13 protein-coding genes are annotated in these 18,167 nt (G+C 43.4%); 9 read left to right on the top strand and 4 right to left on the bottom strand.

What is annotated here, in order from left to right; all coding sequences use genetic code 11:
- The first annotated feature begins 409 nt into the window (after window positions 1–409).
- Together JMX82_RS05815 and JMX82_RS05820 are read left to right on the top strand one after the other, a co-directional pair.
- Window positions 410–1,036, top strand: coding sequence for a pseudouridine synthase (locus JMX82_RS05815; protein WP_201539830.1), 627 nt, complete (start codon window positions 410–412; stop codon window positions 1,034–1,036).
- A 268-nt stretch (window positions 1,037–1,304) separates the two neighbouring features.
- Window positions 1,305–2,126: a DUF305 domain-containing protein gene (locus JMX82_RS05820; protein WP_201539831.1), complete on the top strand. Its 822-nt coding sequence runs from the start codon at window positions 1,305–1,307 to the stop codon at window positions 2,124–2,126.
- Between the two features lie 179 nt (window positions 2,127–2,305).
- On the opposite strand, the gene JMX82_RS05825 is transcribed toward JMX82_RS05820, so the two are convergent.
- The gene (locus tag JMX82_RS05825; RefSeq protein ID WP_201539832.1) at window positions 2,306–4,309 is read right to left on the bottom strand and encodes a M61 family metallopeptidase; all 2,004 of its coding nucleotides are present in this window, start codon (window positions 4,307–4,309) and stop codon (window positions 2,306–2,308) included.
- A gap of 333 nt (window positions 4,310–4,642) precedes the next feature.
- Here JMX82_RS05825 and JMX82_RS05830 point away from each other — a divergent pair, with 333 nt between their 5' ends.
- Window positions 4,643–5,128: an FKBP-type peptidyl-prolyl cis-trans isomerase gene (locus JMX82_RS05830; RefSeq protein ID WP_060490376.1), complete on the top strand. Its 486-nt coding sequence runs from the start codon at window positions 4,643–4,645 to the stop codon at window positions 5,126–5,128.
- A gap of 555 nt (window positions 5,129–5,683) precedes the next feature.
- Here the strand turns inward: JMX82_RS05830 and JMX82_RS05835 are convergent.
- Window positions 5,684–7,894, bottom strand: a complete 2,211-nt coding sequence (locus JMX82_RS05835) for a carboxy terminal-processing peptidase (protein ID WP_045443512.1) — start codon at window positions 7,892–7,894, stop codon at window positions 5,684–5,686.
- 554 nt (window positions 7,895–8,448) lie between these two features.
- On the opposite strand from JMX82_RS05835, the gene nagZ reads away from it, so the two are divergent.
- Window positions 8,449–9,534 carry a beta-N-acetylhexosaminidase gene (gene nagZ / locus JMX82_RS05840; RefSeq protein ID WP_201539833.1) on the top strand — a complete coding sequence of 362 codons (1,086 nt, stop codon included), beginning with the start codon at window positions 8,449–8,451 and terminating at the stop codon, window positions 9,532–9,534.
- 123 nt (window positions 9,535–9,657) lie between these two features.
- On the opposite strand, the gene JMX82_RS05845 is transcribed toward nagZ, so the two are convergent.
- Together JMX82_RS05845 and JMX82_RS05850 are read right to left on the bottom strand one after the other, a co-directional pair.
- Complete coding sequence (locus JMX82_RS05845; protein ID WP_201539834.1) at window positions 9,658–11,253, bottom strand: OmpA family protein; 1,596 nt, start codon at window positions 11,251–11,253, stop codon at window positions 9,658–9,660.
- Window positions 11,254–11,718: 465 nt separating this feature from the next.
- Entirely contained in the window at window positions 11,719–13,341 is a 1,623-nt protein-coding gene (locus JMX82_RS05850; protein ID WP_201539835.1) for a hypothetical protein, read from the bottom strand.
- A gap of 374 nt (window positions 13,342–13,715) precedes the next feature.
- Here JMX82_RS05850 and JMX82_RS05855 point away from each other — a divergent pair, with 374 nt between their 5' ends.
- From JMX82_RS05855 to JMX82_RS05875, 5 genes are all read left to right on the top strand, one after another.
- Window positions 13,716–14,324, top strand: coding sequence for a rhomboid family intramembrane serine protease (locus tag JMX82_RS05855; protein WP_045443506.1), 609 nt, complete (start codon window positions 13,716–13,718; stop codon window positions 14,322–14,324).
- A 157-nt stretch (window positions 14,325–14,481) separates the two neighbouring features.
- Entirely contained in the window at window positions 14,482–15,447 is a 966-nt protein-coding gene (locus tag JMX82_RS05860) for a metallophosphoesterase (RefSeq protein ID WP_201539836.1), read from the top strand.
- 98 nt (window positions 15,448–15,545) lie between these two features.
- Window positions 15,546–16,106, top strand: coding sequence for a 5-(carboxyamino)imidazole ribonucleotide mutase (gene purE, locus JMX82_RS05865; RefSeq protein WP_201539837.1), 561 nt, complete (start codon window positions 15,546–15,548; stop codon window positions 16,104–16,106).
- A gap of 190 nt (window positions 16,107–16,296) precedes the next feature.
- A complete protein-coding gene (locus tag JMX82_RS05870) occupies window positions 16,297–17,649 on the top strand; it encodes a 5-(carboxyamino)imidazole ribonucleotide synthase (protein ID WP_201539838.1) in 1,353 nt (450 codons plus the stop codon).
- Window positions 17,649–18,098, top strand: a complete 450-nt coding sequence (locus tag JMX82_RS05875) for a YaiI/YqxD family protein (RefSeq protein WP_201539839.1) — start codon at window positions 17,649–17,651, stop codon at window positions 18,096–18,098. Before JMX82_RS05870 ends, JMX82_RS05875 begins: the two co-directional genes overlap by 1 nt.
- Window positions 18,099–18,167: the final 69 nt, after the last annotated feature.

An 18,167-nucleotide genomic window follows, 5' to 3' on the forward strand; every position in this document is an offset into this window, starting at 1 on the left:
TCTGTTATGCTAGCCACTCTATTATGATTATTTATACCGCTTTAAACGCGGGTTAGCCAAACTAAAAACTCTGAGCAACAGGTCTGAGCAATAAGTAAGTTGCGATATGTTGATAAATGGTTTAAAAAATGAATAAGTAAAATAGTGATGCACTGAATAATCATTTATTGACTTAACGATACTGTAAAAATCCCTTTAGTAAAATAGCATCCACACAGACTGTTATAATAACGCGCAAAATAACAAAGATACTTTATATAAAATCAACAAATTTGCAGCTTATAGCGTTGATTTAAAGAAATAACGTTTTATTAGGGTGTGTCCTCGTTTTAAAAATCGTAAATTGAGGACACGCTCTAACCTCAAAATACGCACAAAATAATGATTCAAATTTAGGAAATCCCAAACCATGTCGACCTCTAGTCTGATTTTATTCAACAAACCTTATGGGGTGCAAAGTCAGTTTCGTGATGACAGCAACAATGATCACACCACCCTATCACAGTATTTTACCGATAAGTCTTTACGGATTGCTGGTAGGCTTGATGCCACCTCAGAGGGCTTGCTGATTTTAACGAGTGATGGTCGAGTCAATAAAGCCATTACCCAGCCACCTTCTGCTGCTAATTTTGCAAAAAACCGTCATAAGCAGGGCAAAACTTACTTGGTGCAAGTTGAGGGCACAGCAACGCCAGTGCAGTTGAATGAGCTTGCTTCTGGCGTACATTTAAAAGATGGCAAGACATTACCGGCGACGGCTCTCATGGTAGAAGAGGCAAACTTACCCATTGATTTATGGCAACGTGAGCCGCCTATTCGTGAGCGTAAGAATGTACCGACTTCGTGGCTCATGCTGACAATTTATGAAGGTAAGAATCGCCAAGTCAGACGTATGACAGCACAGGTTGGACTGCCTTGCCTGCGTTTGATACGCTGGTCAGTAGCAGGGTTTGAATTGGGTGACTTAGCCGTTGGTGAGTTTGTGCGCATTCATCTCACTAGCGAACGCTGTCAGCAATTAGGCATTCTTGATTGATTAATTATTACTACTAATCTACTGGTATCTCATTGCTGATTGCTCGTGACTGGCAGCTGCTTATTAGAGCACATCCTCATTTCTATCAGTTTTTTAGATCAGAATACGTCTTAATCGTTGGCTTTGATAGCAATTCAAACCAATTACGACTTGCTAAACATCGCGTCTCGAACGAGCAAGGTTTATCTGCTAAGCTTCAGAACACCATTATTTAGGTATCATAAGTCTCATCCACTTATCATTTGATTTTTTATTATAGGGATATGTTATGTTTGTTTCTCGTCGTTGGATCTTGTTGGCCACTAGCGTTTCTACAGCGCTTATACTGAGCGCCTGTCAGCCGACAAAAGACAACGATGACACAGATTCTAATGCAGCGACCCCACCTGTGACTGATATCGCCGATGCTCCAAATGACGTTGACGCTGATAACGAACTAGTAGCTGGCGAAAACAGCGCAGATGAGAGCCAAATGACCGACATACTTAGAGACTATACAAGGTCGATGACTAGAATGCATGATGAGATGATGATCGGTATGGGTTATAACGACCCTGATACAGCCTTTGCTAAAGCGATGCTTGGACACCACCGCGGTGCCGTAGAAATGGCAAAAATTCAGCTGAAATATGGTACTGACGAAGAGATGCGTCAATTGGCACAAGAGATTATCGCCGCTCAGCAAGTTGAAATCGATATTTTGAATAAATGGCTTGCTAGCCACCCTGATACAGCCAAACCTAAACCCAATACTGAAGCGATGCAGCAAGCGTATGCCAGAAGCATGGATGTCTTAAATGGCGAGATGGTATTGGGTATCGCCGATCCTGTGCCTGACATGTCATTTGCACGTGGTATGCTGCCGCATCACATTGGCGCAGTAGAGATGGCAAACATTCAGCTAAAATATGGCACTGACGAAGAGATGCGTCAATTGGCACAAGATATCATCGATGGTCAGCAGATGGAGATTGCGCGTATGCAACAATGGATTGCAGATGCTAATGCTAATACCGATAACAAGGTTGAAGAGACACAGAGCACAAGTGAAGCGGATAATCATCAGCAATCTGAGCAAGCTGCTTCTTAGGTGCTGAATTACTAAACGCTGACCTAGCCGTTAATTTTTAACAAACCTTAAAAGACTGCCAGTCATTACCCAAAGCCCCTGCCAAATAATATTATTTAGCAGGGGCTTTTACTTTTAACCAATTATTGGACAGAATAGTGAGAACAAATACATTCACATTAATATATTTAGCAATGTATTTAACTTTGATAACGCTCTATAGCGTTAAGCCATGTTTGCCAGCCTGCATCGACTAGAGAAGAGTTATCACTGACTCCTGACGATTGATTTGCTTTTGTTAAGTGCAAGCTCACTTTATGCGGAGATGCTTTGTCAATGGCTTCATTAGCCGCTTTAGGAAGCACGTTAACACGCATCAACTCATCACGGCGAAATAGATGACACTCAATGTCACGCTCCACATTACTTAGCAACGCCAATTGTTTACTGTCAGCCTTGATACCGTCAAGCGCCACAATGACATCGTTCGCTGAAATACCCGCTCTAGCAGCGACACTAGCACGTGTCACGCGATTGACTTTGAGTCCAGCAGGTGTTTCAGTACAGCGCATGCCCCAAGGCACATGCTTGTCAGCCGTCTCTTTGCTATTACTATGCATGCTAATGCCGTTTGCCGCCAGCAGCGCTTCAATTGGCAACTCTTCAACACCATTGACATAACGATACTCAAAGTCTTCCCAATCCTCTATGGGCATGAACTGCCCAATGACTGTACCCATATCAGCACTATTGATGCCAATGCGTTTATTGTCGTTTTGCTTTGCTTGAGTATAAAAAGCCTTGACCACATCAAACAGACGATAGCGACCATTGCTCTTTTGGAGCAGTGTTAAATCCAAGCATAACGCCACCAATGCGCCTTTGTTGTAATAACTGATACCAGCATTGCCTGTATTTTCATCGTTACGGTATAGCTTAATCCACGCATCAAAGCTCGACTCTGCAACGCTTTGATACGCGCGACCCGCGGTTTGATAGTAACGATTAATTTGCTCAGCCAGTAGCTTGAGATAGCTTGGCTTATCAATCACGCCCGACGCTTGCAACATAAAGTCATCGATATACGAAGTAAATCCCTCAAATACCCATAGCAGTGGTGTAAATGCCTCGCGGCGCAAATCAACATTCAACATAACATCTGGGCGTACCGTTTTGACCCACCACGAATGAAAATACTCATGGCTGCATAAGCCCAAAAATCGCTGATAATCGGTGCTTGGTATTTTTGGCTCATCAAGAGTTGGTAAGTCTCGGCGCGGCGTAATGAGACTGGTCGAATTGATATGCTCAAGTCCACCATAATCCTGACCACTGGCAAAGGTCATAAACGTATAATCATTAAATGGCGCATCACCCAACCAATCTAAATAGCACTGACAGATCTGAGTGACATCCTGCTGTAGCCTGCCCATATTGGCACTGTGCTTACCTGAGAGATAAAAACGATGGTGTAGCGTCTGATGCGTACTGTCTTGAATAATAAAGTCAAACTTATCTTGTTCTGCAATCTCAAACGGGTAATCAATAAGGTCGTGATAACTGCCTGCTTGTAGTCCATAGCTATGCTGCTCATCAAGGCGTAGATGCGTAGACTCCAAACCACATGCCAATAGTAGCCGACTCTCGTCTTTACCTGCTAAAAATGCTACTGGCACTGCTAAACTGACTTGTACAGCTCGATGCTCCTGCCCTTCTACAGCCAATGCCAGTGAGGTGAAATTCCCATACAAACGTTGCTGATCGACATAGGCAGTACGTACCGATAAATCATAGCAATAAACTTCATAATGGACACTGACGGCTTGCCCTGCCTTAGCTTTTGGTAATTGCCACGTGTTTTTATCTATTTTGTGCGCGCGATAAACCTTAGTATGAGTATCATCATCCATGATTTGGCTGTCTAATGCTTTACTATCTAGCACCTGGCTGTCTAACACCTTATAATGCACCGCGGTAATGTTGCGCGCGAACTCACGCATCAGATAACTGCCTGGTATCCACGCTGGCATCCAAAGTTGAGGCGCATCATTTACTGCCGTAAAATTGAGCGACACATCAACCAAGTGCTCAGAAAAACGCTCGAAATTGAGTCGATAATTAATATCAGCTTTAGCTTTATGGTGATCATTGATTGTATTGGCATCTGATAGCTGATTGCGTGAATTATTAGCAAATGAAGTCATTGTTTTTTTATCCTTATTTATATCATTATGGTAAAAGCCATTGTCCAAAAACGCAACTGACAAACCCCAAATATCCATTTACGGTCTTCAAACCACAAAAAACTGTGTTTATTTTCATAAAAAACGCCACTTATCAGTATAAAATAGCATTTTTTATTGTTTTTACCTTGAAAGTTATATGAGCCATCTCAATTAAAGATGCTAACTGCTAAAGTTACTTTAATAAACTGATGATAATTGACTAATGACGTGGCTATTTGGCTTGCTGATTGGATTTTTTAGGTTTATTGCAACCGTATTTAATTTTTTACATAGATATATTTAGGATAACTTATGACTATTATTGCAAAAGACACTGCCGTCAAATTCAATTACACACTAAAAGACGACGAAGGCAACATTCTTGACCAATCACCAGAAGGTCAACCACTTGCGTACTTGCATGGCCACAGCAACATCATTCCAGGCCTTGAGCAACAGCTAGAAGGTAAATCTGCTGGCGAACAAGTCAATGCTGTTGTTGAACCTGCTGATGGCTACGGCGAATATCAAGAGCAAGCGGTACAACATGTACCACGTGATAACTTCCAAGGCGTTGACGATATCCAGCCGGGTATGCAGTTTCAGTCAGAAGCTGGCGGCCAAGTAATGCTAGTTACCGTTACTGAAGTAAATGACAAAGAAGTGACCGTTGATGCAAACCATCCATTGGCTGGTAAGCGTTTGACGTTTGATGTTGAAATCCAAGAAGTACGTGCAGCAACTGAAGACGAACTAAACCATGGTCATGTCCATGGCGCTGGTGGCGTTGAGCACTAATCTCTTCTAGAGTATAGTGAAATATTAAATGGTAGTCTTTATTAAGACTGCCATTTGGTCAAAAAAGGTCAGTGACTTTGTCTACTGACCTTTTTTATGCTTATTCTATGATAAGTTCAATATTAATATAAATATACTTATCTATAAGCTGAGCGCTATTTACGTCTACAGTGATATTAAACTTGAGCAATATCTCTCTAAAAAATCTACCATAAAAATTACTAATGTCCAGACGTAATAAAGCCGCATAACGACAAGCGTTATGCGGCTTTTATCACTAACCATCCATGTTATCGTTATATGATACCTAATCCCGGAGTATCCTATAACTGACAGGCATCTAGCCTTATCATCCTTAATCAGCAAACCACCTATCCCTGATGCGACCTTTGAGATACCAATCCCTAGTATCAATGAACCTTTTCGTTCAATCGTGCCGTACAGTTATAATCGCAGATTGCCTCATGGTTAGTAAGAGGTATAAACGTCAATCCATGTAAGCATATGCTTACATGGATTTTAATCACAGCCTTTTTGGCTGACAATAATGACTGTTTATAGCTTTTCTTCAGGGCTTAACAATGCTTTAGGTTCAGCGCTTAGCATAATATAGGCCGCTTCATTGATGAAGGCTTCGTCTTCAGGTAGCTCTGGGCGCTCCTTGGCTTTCATGCGGCTGCGCTCTTCAAATTTTGCATCCATTGCCGCTTGATAGGTGTTCCAATTGGCATAAGGGCGCTCACCCGTTGCAATAAGACGTTTATTTTCAGCCTCTAGTGAACGCTTTTCAATTAACTGCATCTTAGCTCGGCGGCTATTAATATCAAGTGGAATTGGTTTTTTCTCGTCTTCCATATCGCGAATGTTGTTTAGCGCTGAGAGATAAACAAACTGTGGGTTTTGCTCTTGACGAATTTTAGACTGCTGGTTAAGTGTCGCCAGCGTCGTATCAGTGAACTTACCTTCAGGCTTGTAAGGCGCCGTTTTGATGGTATCCCAAGGCAACGCTTTTTTCTGTGCACGTTCGCCAAAAGTGGCATCATCGTAGATATTGACCAACTCTACATCAGGTACCACACCTTTATTCTGTGTGCTACCACCAGTGATGCGATAGAATTTGCGCTGCGTTAAAGTGGCTGAACCCAATGCCAAATTATCGAGTTGAATCTGCGCTGAACCTTTACCCGTTGTCGTACTACCAACCACTAGCCCGCGACCGTAATCTTGGATAGCCGCAGCAAATATCTCACTGGCTGAGGCAGACGCTAGGTTAGTAATAACGACCACTTTGCCATCATAAAGTTGCTCACCGCCATCATCGTCACGGTAGACCTGAATGTTGCCGCGATTGTCACGGATTTGCACCATCGGTCCGCTCTTGATAAAGAAGCCAAGCATTTTTGCTACTTCATCCAATGAACCACCTGGATTATTGCGCAAATCAACCACGAGGCCATCAATATTTTCTTTATTCAATGCTTTCAATGCTTTTTCGGTATCGATACTGACGCTGCGATAATCCTCACCGTTACGGCGTGCCTGATAATTCAGATAAAAGCTCGGTATCTCAAGGACACCGATGCGTTTTGGCGTTTTATCAATATTAGGGCGCTGTACTTCTACCACGCGCTGGGTAACCCCTGACTCTTCTTGTTGAATAATGTCACGAACCACCGTCACGTTACGGGCACTGGCATCAGGGGTATTTGGCTGACGCACTTTAATGGTCACTGATGTGCCACGTTTACCGCGAATCAAGCTCACAATCTCACGCGTTGACCAGCCAACTACATCTGTCATGTTCTCGCCATCTTTGGCAATACCGATAATCAAATCGTTGGGTTTAATCTGACCAGATTTGGCTGCTGGACCACCATCGACCAAGGTCACGATGCGAGTATAATCTGGGTTTTTACGATCAGGGCGAATAGAGACGCCAATGCCTTCTAATTGCAAGCTAGATTGGATTTGCAATTCGTTGGCTTGAATCGGTGCGTAATAATTACTGTGCGGATCGTAAGTCAGCATCGCCGTATTTAAGATGGTTTCCATGATTTCATCGTTTGTGAGACGCTTAAACTGCTCTTGCTGTCGCGATAAACGGTTTTGTAAAATCTCGCTTGGTGTACGTTGGTCGTTGCGCACCAAATCTTGTCCACGAGTAATATCAGGATTGCTCAGAAATACTTTTTCTTTGGCTTTTTCATCTTCTTGACCCAAGGTAATACTCATCAGCTGAAACTTAAGCTGACGCGTCCAATAATCACGCTGCTCTTTTTTGGTTTTAAAATGATTGAGTTTTTCACGGTCAAGCACGATCGTATCATCACTCGTCAAATCAATATCGGTTTTTAGCATCTTGCTCGCCATCGCAAAATACTCATTTGAGCGTTTGCGATAGCGTTCAAAGACCTCTACTCCTGCAGACAAGTCGCCACGCTTGAGGCGAGCACCGAATTCATCGGCGTATTTTTTCTTAAACTCATCCACATCAGACTGCAAAAACAACGTATGGTTTGGGTCAAGGCTATCGATATACATAGACAAGATTTCGCTGCCCGTTTTGCTATCTAGCGGCTGATTCAAATAGTGGCTACGATCCAGCAATGCGGCTACTTGGCGAGTGGTGACTTTTTGTTCAGGGGTTTGTACAAAGCCTTCAGTATTGGTGTCGGCCATTGCCGTCCCGTAGCTCTGGGTAAGAATAATACCGGCGATGCCCACTGACGCTGCACTGAGTAACCACTGTGCTGGTTGTTTTTTCATCATATATACCTAGTTATTTTACGTTAATAATATTATTTGTTTTATAAAAATCAAAAATGACTGAATCAGTCGCTGCCTATAAATGCTTTATCTTTAAGTCACGAAATACTTATCTACCATTATCAATCGAGTATGTATTCAATGATACTTTCTAAAATCTAAAACGATATTTTTTAAAATGCTATTTTCTGAATAATTATGGTCACTAAATGCCATTGCTGTTTGCTAATATTTTGTTAAAAATCACTCAATATTATCATGCACATAGATATCCAACTGTCTCAAACTGTATAAGCAATCTTACACGCTACGCCTGCACATACCAAACTTTCTATTACATTTATTGTTCATCATTATTTGGGTCATTTATTGACGATTCAATGGTCAATGGCGAATTGATTTGAGTCTATTCATCTGCCACATTATGCTCATTTGCTAATAACTGTCATAATAAAGCAGTTTTGATAATAGTGGCACACTGCCAATTATCATCATTAATTTATTTGAAGCTGAACCGATCATATAACAATATATAACACCATAAGGATTACGCAATGTACGGCGTTTTAATGATTGATATCGATAGTACCGCACTGACAGCAGAAGATGTCAGCTTAATCAAACAGGCACAAGTGGGCGGGGTGATTTTATTTGCCCGAAACGTTGCAGATGCGGCACAAGTACGGGCGTTGTGTGACGACATACGTTATCACAACCCGGATATATTAATCGGTGTCGACCAAGAAGGTGGACGAGTCGCACGCCTGCGCAATGGCTTTACCCCACTACCTGCCATGGGCAAGCTTGGGGAGCTCTTCAATCAAGAGCCTAACCATGCGCTGAGCTGTGCTTACGATTGTGGCTATCTAATGGCAACAGAAGTATTGGCAGTGGGCATTGATCTTAGTTTTGCCCCAGTACTTGACAGAGATGGCATCAGCCAAGTCATCGGGGATCGTAGCTTTCATCAAGAGCCGCAAGCGATCACTGCGCTGGCGACTCAGTTCATGCGCGGTATGAAAGCCGCTGGCATGGCAACCACAGGCAAGCATTTCCCCGGTCATGGCGCGATTGCCCCTGATTCCCATGTGGCTGAGGCCATCGATACGCGTAGCTTGGATGAGATTATGCATAGCGATATGCAGCCTTTTGCCCAAACCTTACCGTGGCTTGACGCCTTAATGCCTGCCCATGTTATTTTTTCGCAAGTCGATGATAAGCCAGCAGGTTTTTCTAAAATTTGGCTCAAGGACATCATACGGGATCAGCTAAAGTTTGATGGGGTCTTATTCTCTGATGATCTATGTATGGCAGGTGCTCAAGCCGCGGGCGATGTCAGCGCACGTGTGAAAGCCGCGATTGAAGCGGGTTGTGATATTGCGCTGGTTTGTAATGATCGCGTCGCCGCCCATGAAGCCGCAGAGACCGCACAAGAGCTGCCTTATCCCAATCAAAACCGTATTAAAACAATGTGCGGACAGATACCAACATGGCAAGGTGATCTGGAATCAACTTGTCAACAATTTGATTATTGGCAACAGGCAAAGAAAAACGTAACTCAAACCTTTTTTAATCCTCAATCTGAGGCACAAGCGACTCGCAGCGCTACTGAATCAAAAGATCCGACCGCTTATAAATAATCGCTTATCATTAGATACTTATCATTAGCCACCTATAAACAACAGCCTTAACAAAATAAAAAACCGCACCTTTATAAGATGCGGTTTTTTAAATTAGTAATGACTCAATCAATTTTCTGTGCATTAATTGGCTGGATCTACTGCCGTACCTTGAGTAGCATCATCACCATCAGGCAATAAGTCATCGTTATTGCTATCTAGAGGATTTAAGTCTGGGTCAAGCGCGTTATTACTAATAATCATACCATCGTTCGCACTGGCCATCTCGTCATTGACTATAAATTCAATACGGCGATTACGGAAGCGACCCTGCTCAGTTGAGTTATCAGCGATAGGCTCTGATTCACCCATGCCTTTCGTCATCAATTTACTAGCATCAACACCTTGAGATACCAAATACTCTTTCACTGCCTCAGCGCGATCACGAGACAATTCTACATTGTAAGAATCTGATGCCTGACTGTCAGTATGACCGATAATCGTCAGCTTCATATTCGGTACTTCGTTGATAATCTTAGCAGCGCGGTCAAGCAGCTCTTTATTGACATCAGGAATGACCGCTTCATCCACTTCAAAGTTGATCACCTGAATACTCAATGCACGAGCCACATCACGTGGATCGGGGTTCTTACCAAGATTGGTCATAGCAACATCCGCAGCTGCCAAACTATTATCAATCTCACCCTGCAAATCTAATGGCCCTTCGGCTTGTATGGTCATCGCAGGAACAGCCGCTTGTAAGTCAGCCACTAGCTTATCTAATGCCGCTGCATCAGGCGCATTGACAGTGATGACATCGCCTTTGATGATCATGCTCGCATTTGGTACATTTTTGACGATAGGCAAGATAGTAGCTAGCTGAGCCGCCGCTGGCATATCTACTGCAAAATTATCATCGACATCAGCACGGCATTTATTGGCTTCTTCACCAAATGCACGGGTTAACGCATTCATTACATTGGTCTGCAAGGTCTCGTCGCCCACATTCATACGGCAAGCATACAGCTCACTATTTTCACCAGTCGCAATGCGCAATGATGCAGGCTCAATATCACCTGCCACTGCCAACTGACCCTCTCCCTGCGCTGCTTTTTGGGCAGTAGCCACCGGTGTAGCGACAGGCTCAGGGTTCTCTTGGCAACCACGAAGTAAAGCCCAAGCCAATGCGCCTAAAATAATCAAGCCAATAATGGGAAGCAATGCTTTCATAAAGCTGCCTTGCTGCTCTTCTTCGCGTTGTAATGGAGCGGTGCTCACCGTATCAGAGATACGCGCGCCAGCAGCAGGCGTCGCTGCCAACATACCGACTGGCAGAACGGCGCTTGCCCAGGCAGGAATATAACGCTGATAACTGTCGAGATTATCATTTAAGAACTGCGGCACTGGTGTGGTACCTGCCAAGCTTTTGATTTCGTGAAAAGCCAGTGGCGCTGCCATCGCTATCAGTCCACGCGAAGACGTCGCATCAACATTATGCTTGCCTGCCAGCTCACGAGCGATTTGATCACGTTGCGAATCATCGCTCCATACACGGTCATAAAACCCTTGGTCATCACGAGTGATATTCTCATTTGCAAAACGATTATAAGTATCATTATCCGCCAAGCGAGCCGCAAAAATAGCGTAGAACTGCTCCAGTAGCCCCTTTTTAGCGGGACTATGATCATCTTCAAGCACGGCTGGGCTGACTGTGCGCGTCAAATGACTGATAATATCCATAATACAATTCTCCTATTAATGCCTATATTAGTATCGATTTATATAATTAAAATATTCAAAAAACGCCAGATAAAATAATGATTTGAAATAAGAACCATGACAGCTAAAACCATCTTAACCCTGTTCAATTTTCATCATTATAAAAGTATTAAGTCAGTGTTAACAATCAACAGGTTGTTGTACAAATGATACGTTAGGTAATATTTCAAGTGTCACACGTAACCAAAAACATGGCAAATAACCAATCATTAGCCCAGTGAGAACCCATAAAAGAATCAGTAAAACTTATGTATAAATGGAGAAAATACATCCTTTTTTCAGATACTTTGTGGTCTTTTACATAATTCTGACTGGGTATCAACAGAAAAAATGGCGGTATAAGCAACTTATACCGCCATCTTTACTTGATAACTTGTTTCAATGGATAAATTGATCAAACAATCGTTAAACACCTCTATTATCCAATCATTTATTCCTTACTTGCGCAGGTTCAGCGATGATGAGTGTGCTTGCCATATCATCTACCTCCGATTCTGAAATAGAACCTGACGGTCTGTTATTCATCGGTGTATTGTTAGGAATGTTGCTGGGAATACTGTTGGCATTGTTACTATAATTGTTGGGTGCAGGAGTAGGTACGATACGATCACCTGCATCGTCATCTGCTGCTTGGAACTCTCCAGACCCACTGTTGTTATAGTCATTAGCATACTGATTGTTGGCAGCTCCCTCATTTTCAAACTGATTATTCGTATTATTCATTGCATTGGCATCAGCATCGTTATTTTCAGGCAATGGTAATGGTGCAGTACTATCGATGACCATGGCAGGTATCAAAGTACGCATATCCGTAACCAGTCGTTGCAATAGCATACTATCTGGCGCTTCTAACATAAGACGATCATTCTGCAAATGTAGGCGTGCAAATGGCGTAGACCTCATCATCGTCAAGACATTGGGTAGTACTTCCTCAGGTAAATTGGCAATACTACTGGCAACTCCAGCCTGTACTGTTAATTCGCAAATACTCGCTTGCTCACCAAAGCTGGTATTGAGCGCTTGTTGCAAGGTGCTTTGTAACGCTGCATCGCCAATGGTAGCACTACAGGCATACAGACTACCGCTGTTATCTACGCCAACGATGAGCTCAATGGGAGTCATTACCTGCGCTACTGGTGCAGGCGTTGGTGCTACCACAACAGGCACTGTCGCAGCGGCTTCTACAGGCGGCGCGTTGTTCGGTCTGACTAATATTGCCCAAGCAGCAAGCCCTATCGCGGCAATGGCTACTATTAATAAACCCACCCGTACCAGTAAATCATTACGTTGATTGCGAGTACGCACTTTTTCTTGCTTCATACTGCTATTTTCTGCCAAATGATGCGCGGATGGATTGGCATGAATGGCGCCAGTATGAGCACTAAAATGACCATCGGTATTACCTATCCTCATACTTTCTACATCAGTATTTCCAATATCTTTTTTATCTGCTGTATCAGCATTTTGTCTATAAGCGACTGGCGCTGCGGCGATCGTACTGGTATCTATATGAGAATTTTGCCGTCCATCCAAAGAAGTGTCACGCACTGGTACGCTATCAATATCTGCGGCGATGTATGGGTGTGTTTCTGATGCGCTATTGACGTTTTGAGGAGCAGTAATAATAGGTGCTGACCACATTGGTAAATACTGACGCAATGCTGCCTGCTCTCCCTGCAAAAACGCTGGCAAAAACTGTCCGTTTGCCAATACTGTCAGCTCACGATAGGCCAGTGGCGCGGCATTGATAAGCAGCTGTAACGTAGCAGACTCATCAATATGATGCATGGTAGACAGCTCTCGGATCATAAGCTGTTGTACACTTTTATCTTGCCACAGTTGTTCGAACAGTGGGCTTTCTGTGACTCTATCAACCATCCCTTGCTCGGCGCGGATAAATTGTGAGTACACTTGCGGCAAGGCGAGACGTGATGCCAAGATGGCATAAAACTGCTCCAATAAGCTGATGTAAGCCACACTATCATGACTATTGCGCTCACCTATGACAGCTGGCGTTACGGTCTTTTCTAATTGGTCGATAATACTCATAGATTACTGCCTCTTTCGGCGCTTATTTTAAATTCACCAACGCATGAAACGTTTACTTTACTTGTCGTTAGCGTCTGTATTCTTGGATACCGCTCTCATTTAACCCACCATTACCGTCAAGATACGAAGCATTACTCAATTTGCCTGACAGCCTGCTATATTATTCACTATAAAAGCATATAAATGCACTATTTTGTCACATAATAAGTTTTTGCATTGCCATAACTACTGTTAGTATTACTTTATTATAAATAGCTCATGCTTAATAATTGCTTGTCAGTCCTATTTAGTTTGCACTCAGCCATAATGCGTAGGCTTTGAACATTGTTATTCATCACCTTGTCACATATCAGGCGCAGCCTAAGGATTTTCCTTTGTTCAATCATACGACCCTTATTATTATTATCACGGTTATTGTCAGCTTAGTGGCATGGCAAAACAAAACAGTATTTAATCGGCTTATTTTTTATCCGCCAGCGGTAAATAATGGGCAGTGGGACCGTTTTGTCACGCATGGCTTTATTCATGCCGATAGCATGCACCTGCTCTTTAATATGTTTACTTTATACTTTTTTGGTCGTGCTATTGAAGGACTGTATCAGCCGTTCTTATTTGGTTATGGTTTTGTGGTCTTTTACGTATTGGCCATTATCATTGCGATGATTCCAAGCTATCTCAAGAATAAAAACAATGCGAGCTATTTAAGCCTTGGCGCGTCAGGCGGTGTATCAGCCGTATTGTTTGCTTTTATTTTGCTGGCACCGTGGGAAAAAATCTACCTATTCGCGATTGTTCCTATACCTGCGATATTATTCGCCGTCGCTTATATCGCTTATAGTATCTATGCAGACAAACGGGGCGGCTCTAATATCAATCATATGGCGCATATGTGGGGCGGCGCGTTTGGGGTTATTGCCACGATTATTTTAGAACCGCAAGTCCTACCGCATTTTATCAATGCGCTATTATCACCTGGGCTTTAAATTTAGTAATGAAGTTTATTAATGAAGCTCAATGATAAAAATTGAAATGAGCACTTGGGTTATGATGACAGTTTAAGTAATTAAGCGATAATTAACGTCGCGTTATGTTTTGCACAAACTTATACTTAACAAACTATTTAAGAATTTGATAATTATTATGATGATAGATGTTATCGGTGATATTCACGGCTACGCATACAAGTTAATTGGCTTATTAAAGCAGTTAGGTTACGTTCATAATGGTACGTACTTTGTACCGCCAGTAGGGCATCGGGCGTTATTTATCGGTGACTTGATTGACCGAGGACCACAGCAATTGGCTACCTTAGAGATTGTTTTTGCGATGTTAGATGCTAACGTAGCAGATGCGATAATGGGTAATCATGAATATAACGCCCTCGCCTTTGGCACACTTGACCCTGATAACTCCAGCCAATATCTGCGCTCGCACAATGACATACATACGCGCCAACATGCGGCATTTTTAGCCGAAATAGCTTTTGGCTCAGAGCGTCATCAATATTGGCTTAATCGGTTGTATGAGCTGCCTTTATGGATTGAAACAGACGACGCTTGTTTTGTTCATGCCTGCTGGGATGTCGATAGTATGGCGGTATTGCAGCCACTATTGACTGACGACAATTGCTTAACGCCGCACGGGCTAGTCGCCACTGCCAAAGAAAACACGGCGCCATTTGACGCGCTAGAGCGGGTATTAAAAGGTGTAGAAACAGCATTACCCGACGGCATGGTCATGGTCGATAAAGAAGGCACTGAACGCAAGCGCGTGCGAGTATGCTGGTGGCTTGACGGGCTGAATAAGCGCCGTCTTTATGAGGTGGCGCGTGCGCCTGCATCAGCATTGGCGCAGATTCCAAAAGAGGTGTTGGCTGAAAGTATTGATTTCGCCCTGAAAACGGATAAAGCAGTATTTGTCGGTCATTATTGGCTAACTGGCACGCCTGAGCCACTGAGTTCACAAGTTGCCTGTACTGATTATTCAGCGGCGGTAGACAGCGGATATCTGACTTGTTATCAGCTCAATACTGAGCAACCATTGCCACTAAAAGCCAGTAACTTTGTCCAATATCGCCATGATAAATCGGTAAACCCCAATCCATAAAATTGGTGCTATTGCCCCGCTTTCTTATTAAAAATCAAACTTGGCTTTACGAGAGCAACAAAACTTTTGTATGATGGTCTTTTTGAGGATATCAAAGCATGAGCACCACAATAGCTACTGTTAACACGATGGATCAAAACAGCCCTATCGCCTCCCCTGCTGGTCAGCCGAAAGTTGGCATTATTATGGGATCACAATCTGATTGGGCAACCATGAGTGCGGCAGCGCAATTGCTCGCAGACTTTGATATCGCTTTTGATTGTGAAGTGGTTTCAGCACACCGCACCCCTGATAGACTGTTTGACTATGCAAAAAGTGCAAAAGATAACGGTCTACAAGTTATCATCGCTGGCGCTGGCGGTGCTGCTCATCTGCCTGGCATGTGTGCCAGTCAAACGCCATTACCTGTGTTTGGTGTTCCTGTAAAGTCTTCTATGCTCAGCGGTTGGGATAGCTTGTTGTCCATCGTACAGATGCCGAAAGGCGTTGCCGTTGGCACATTGGCGATTGGCTCAGCAGGCGCTTACAACGCTGCCCTGCTTGCGATTCAAGTGTTAGCATTGAATGATGAGACCATTGCGGCTAAGCTGGACAATCTGCGCCAAATGCAAACTGATACCATCCTTGCCAGCCCAACGCCAGGCATTATCCATACCTAATTACCTGTCTTTGATAACGGTTCTTGAATCCCATTATTGAGATATAGCCGCTATTTACTTGATATTTATTTTTAGATGGGTTTTACTTAATACAAGGTGCATGTAATGCACCTTTTCCGATTTTAATAGATGACTTTTTGCCTTTTATTACACCCAAAATATTATTCATTTTTAACTCAAAGAGCCTGCCATGACTACAGCGAACGCTTACCCTGTTACCCAAACCATTCGTACCATCGGTATTTTAGGCGGTGGTCAGCTTGGTATGATGCTTGCCGAAGCAGCGATGCCACTTGGCTACCAATGTGTGTTTTTAGAAGACAGCGCTGACTGCCCTGCTAGCCTATACGGTCGTGTCTTTCATAGTGATCAGTTAGCAGACTTCATCGCAGCAGCAGACGTTTTCACTTTAGAGTTTGAAAACACACCGACTGCGACTGTAGAACAGCTGACCGATCTGTCAAAATCAGGTAGTAAACAAGGTATGTTTCCGCCATTGATTGCGCTTGATATCGCTCAAGACCGCTTGAAAGAAAAGCAAATGTTCAATGCACTTGAGATCGCCACTGTACCCTTTATGGCTGTCAACTCTGAAGCGGATTTACAGCAAGCCTGTCATGAATTAGGACTGCCTATCGTCCTAAAAACCAGCCGTGGTGGTTATGATGGCAAAGGTCAGTTTGTGATTAGACAAGACAGTGATATCAAGGCGGCATGGCAAGATCTTAAAGATGCGGTTACGGGGAAGGGTTCACTAACGCCAACGCCTGCACCTTTGATTGCAGAAGGTTTTATTAACTTTAGCCGCGAGCTTTCTATTATCGCCGCACGCGCACAAAATGGTCAGGTTCGTTGCTACGATTTGGTCGAAAACCATCATCATAATGGTATTTTAGCCAAGACCCAAGCGCCTGCCGTTGGCACCAGTCATTTATTCAAACAAGCAACTGATGCCATCACCAAGATCATGAATCATTTAGATTATGTTGGTGTGATGGCACTTGAGCTCTTTGTGACCAAAGATGCGCGTGGTCATGACACACTACTCGCTAATGAAATTGCGCCGCGCGTACATAACTCTGGGCACTGGAGCATTGAAGGCGCTGTCACCAGCCAATTTGAAAACCACATTCGTGCCGTCGTCAATCTGCCATTAGGTGATACCGACAACGTGCATCCAGCGATTATGCTCAATGTCTTGGGGCAATATCCAGGTATCAGCGCCGTACTAAATATCGATGGCGCACACTATCATAGCTACCACAAAGCAGAACGCGATGACCGCAAAATTGCGCATATTACCTTGATGCCAAACGACGTTGCCGACTTAGAACCTGCTTTGGCCAAGCTCGTCGCTACGCTACCCAATAAAATGGGACTTGAGAAAAAACCATCTGCGATTGATAGCCAGCCAGAAGCGGCAGATAGTCTAACCACTACTGACAATGACAATATTTTAGAGAGTACAGAAATCCATATTGATGACAGCCAAACAACTCAGGCTATCGACGCTAAGGCAAAAACAGAAAAGGTTAAGAAATAATGCAGATTTGGGTAGATGCCGATTCGGTGCCATTGATTGCCAAAGATTTGATTATCAAAACCGCTGAACGCACACAAACCATGGCAATATTCGTCGCCAATCAGCCGATCAAACTGCGTAAGTCACCACTGCTTGTCATGACAGTGGTGCCATCAGGGTTTGATAAAGCCGATGATTATATCGTTGAGCAAATACAGCCAGGCGATTTGGCTATTACCAGCGACATTCCTTTGGCTAATGACATTTTGGACAAAGGTGGTATGGTCTTGAGCTCTCGCGGCATGGTCTACGACAAAAATAATATCAAGCAAAAGCTCAATATGCGTGATTTCATGGATACCATGCGCGGTACTGGCGTGCTCGAGCTACAAGAAATGAGCGGTCAAAAACCTTATGGCGATCGTGACAAAAAAGCTTTTGCTGATGGATTAAACAAGTTGGTACGCTAGTTTTCACACGCTTTGTCTTTGGTTTTTTGATCTTATCCACTTTGCAAACCGTATACACGCCATAACCAA

The organism is Psychrobacter sp. 1044 (assembly GCF_904846525.1).
Classification (GTDB): domain Bacteria; phylum Pseudomonadota; class Gammaproteobacteria; order Pseudomonadales; family Moraxellaceae; genus Psychrobacter.

Coding starts and splice junctions, on each gene's coding strand:
- JMX82_RS05815 (WP_201539830.1), top strand. CDS start 410: ATGTCGACCTCTAGTCTGATTTTATTCAACAAACCTTATGGGGTGCAA.
- JMX82_RS05820 (WP_201539831.1), top strand. CDS start 1,305: ATGTTTGTTTCTCGTCGTTGGATCTTGTTGGCCACTAGCGTTTCTACA.
- JMX82_RS05825 (WP_201539832.1), bottom strand. CDS start 4,309: ATGACTTCATTTGCTAATAATTCACGCAATCAGCTATCAGATGCCAAT.
- JMX82_RS05830 (WP_060490376.1), top strand. CDS start 4,643: ATGACTATTATTGCAAAAGACACTGCCGTCAAATTCAATTACACACTA.
- JMX82_RS05835 (WP_045443512.1), bottom strand. CDS start 7,894: ATGAAAAAACAACCAGCACAGTGGTTACTCAGTGCAGCGTCAGTGGGC.
- nagZ (WP_201539833.1), top strand. CDS start 8,449: ATGTACGGCGTTTTAATGATTGATATCGATAGTACCGCACTGACAGCA.
- JMX82_RS05845 (WP_201539834.1), bottom strand. CDS start 11,253: ATGGATATTATCAGTCATTTGACGCGCACAGTCAGCCCAGCCGTGCTT.
- JMX82_RS05850 (WP_201539835.1), bottom strand. CDS start 13,341: ATGAGTATTATCGACCAATTAGAAAAGACCGTAACGCCAGCTGTCATA.
- JMX82_RS05860 (WP_201539836.1), top strand. CDS start 14,482: ATGATGATAGATGTTATCGGTGATATTCACGGCTACGCATACAAGTTA.
- purE (WP_201539837.1), top strand. CDS start 15,546: ATGAGCACCACAATAGCTACTGTTAACACGATGGATCAAAACAGCCCT.
- JMX82_RS05870 (WP_201539838.1), top strand. CDS start 16,297: ATGACTACAGCGAACGCTTACCCTGTTACCCAAACCATTCGTACCATC.
- JMX82_RS05875 (WP_201539839.1), top strand. CDS start 17,649: ATGCAGATTTGGGTAGATGCCGATTCGGTGCCATTGATTGCCAAAGAT.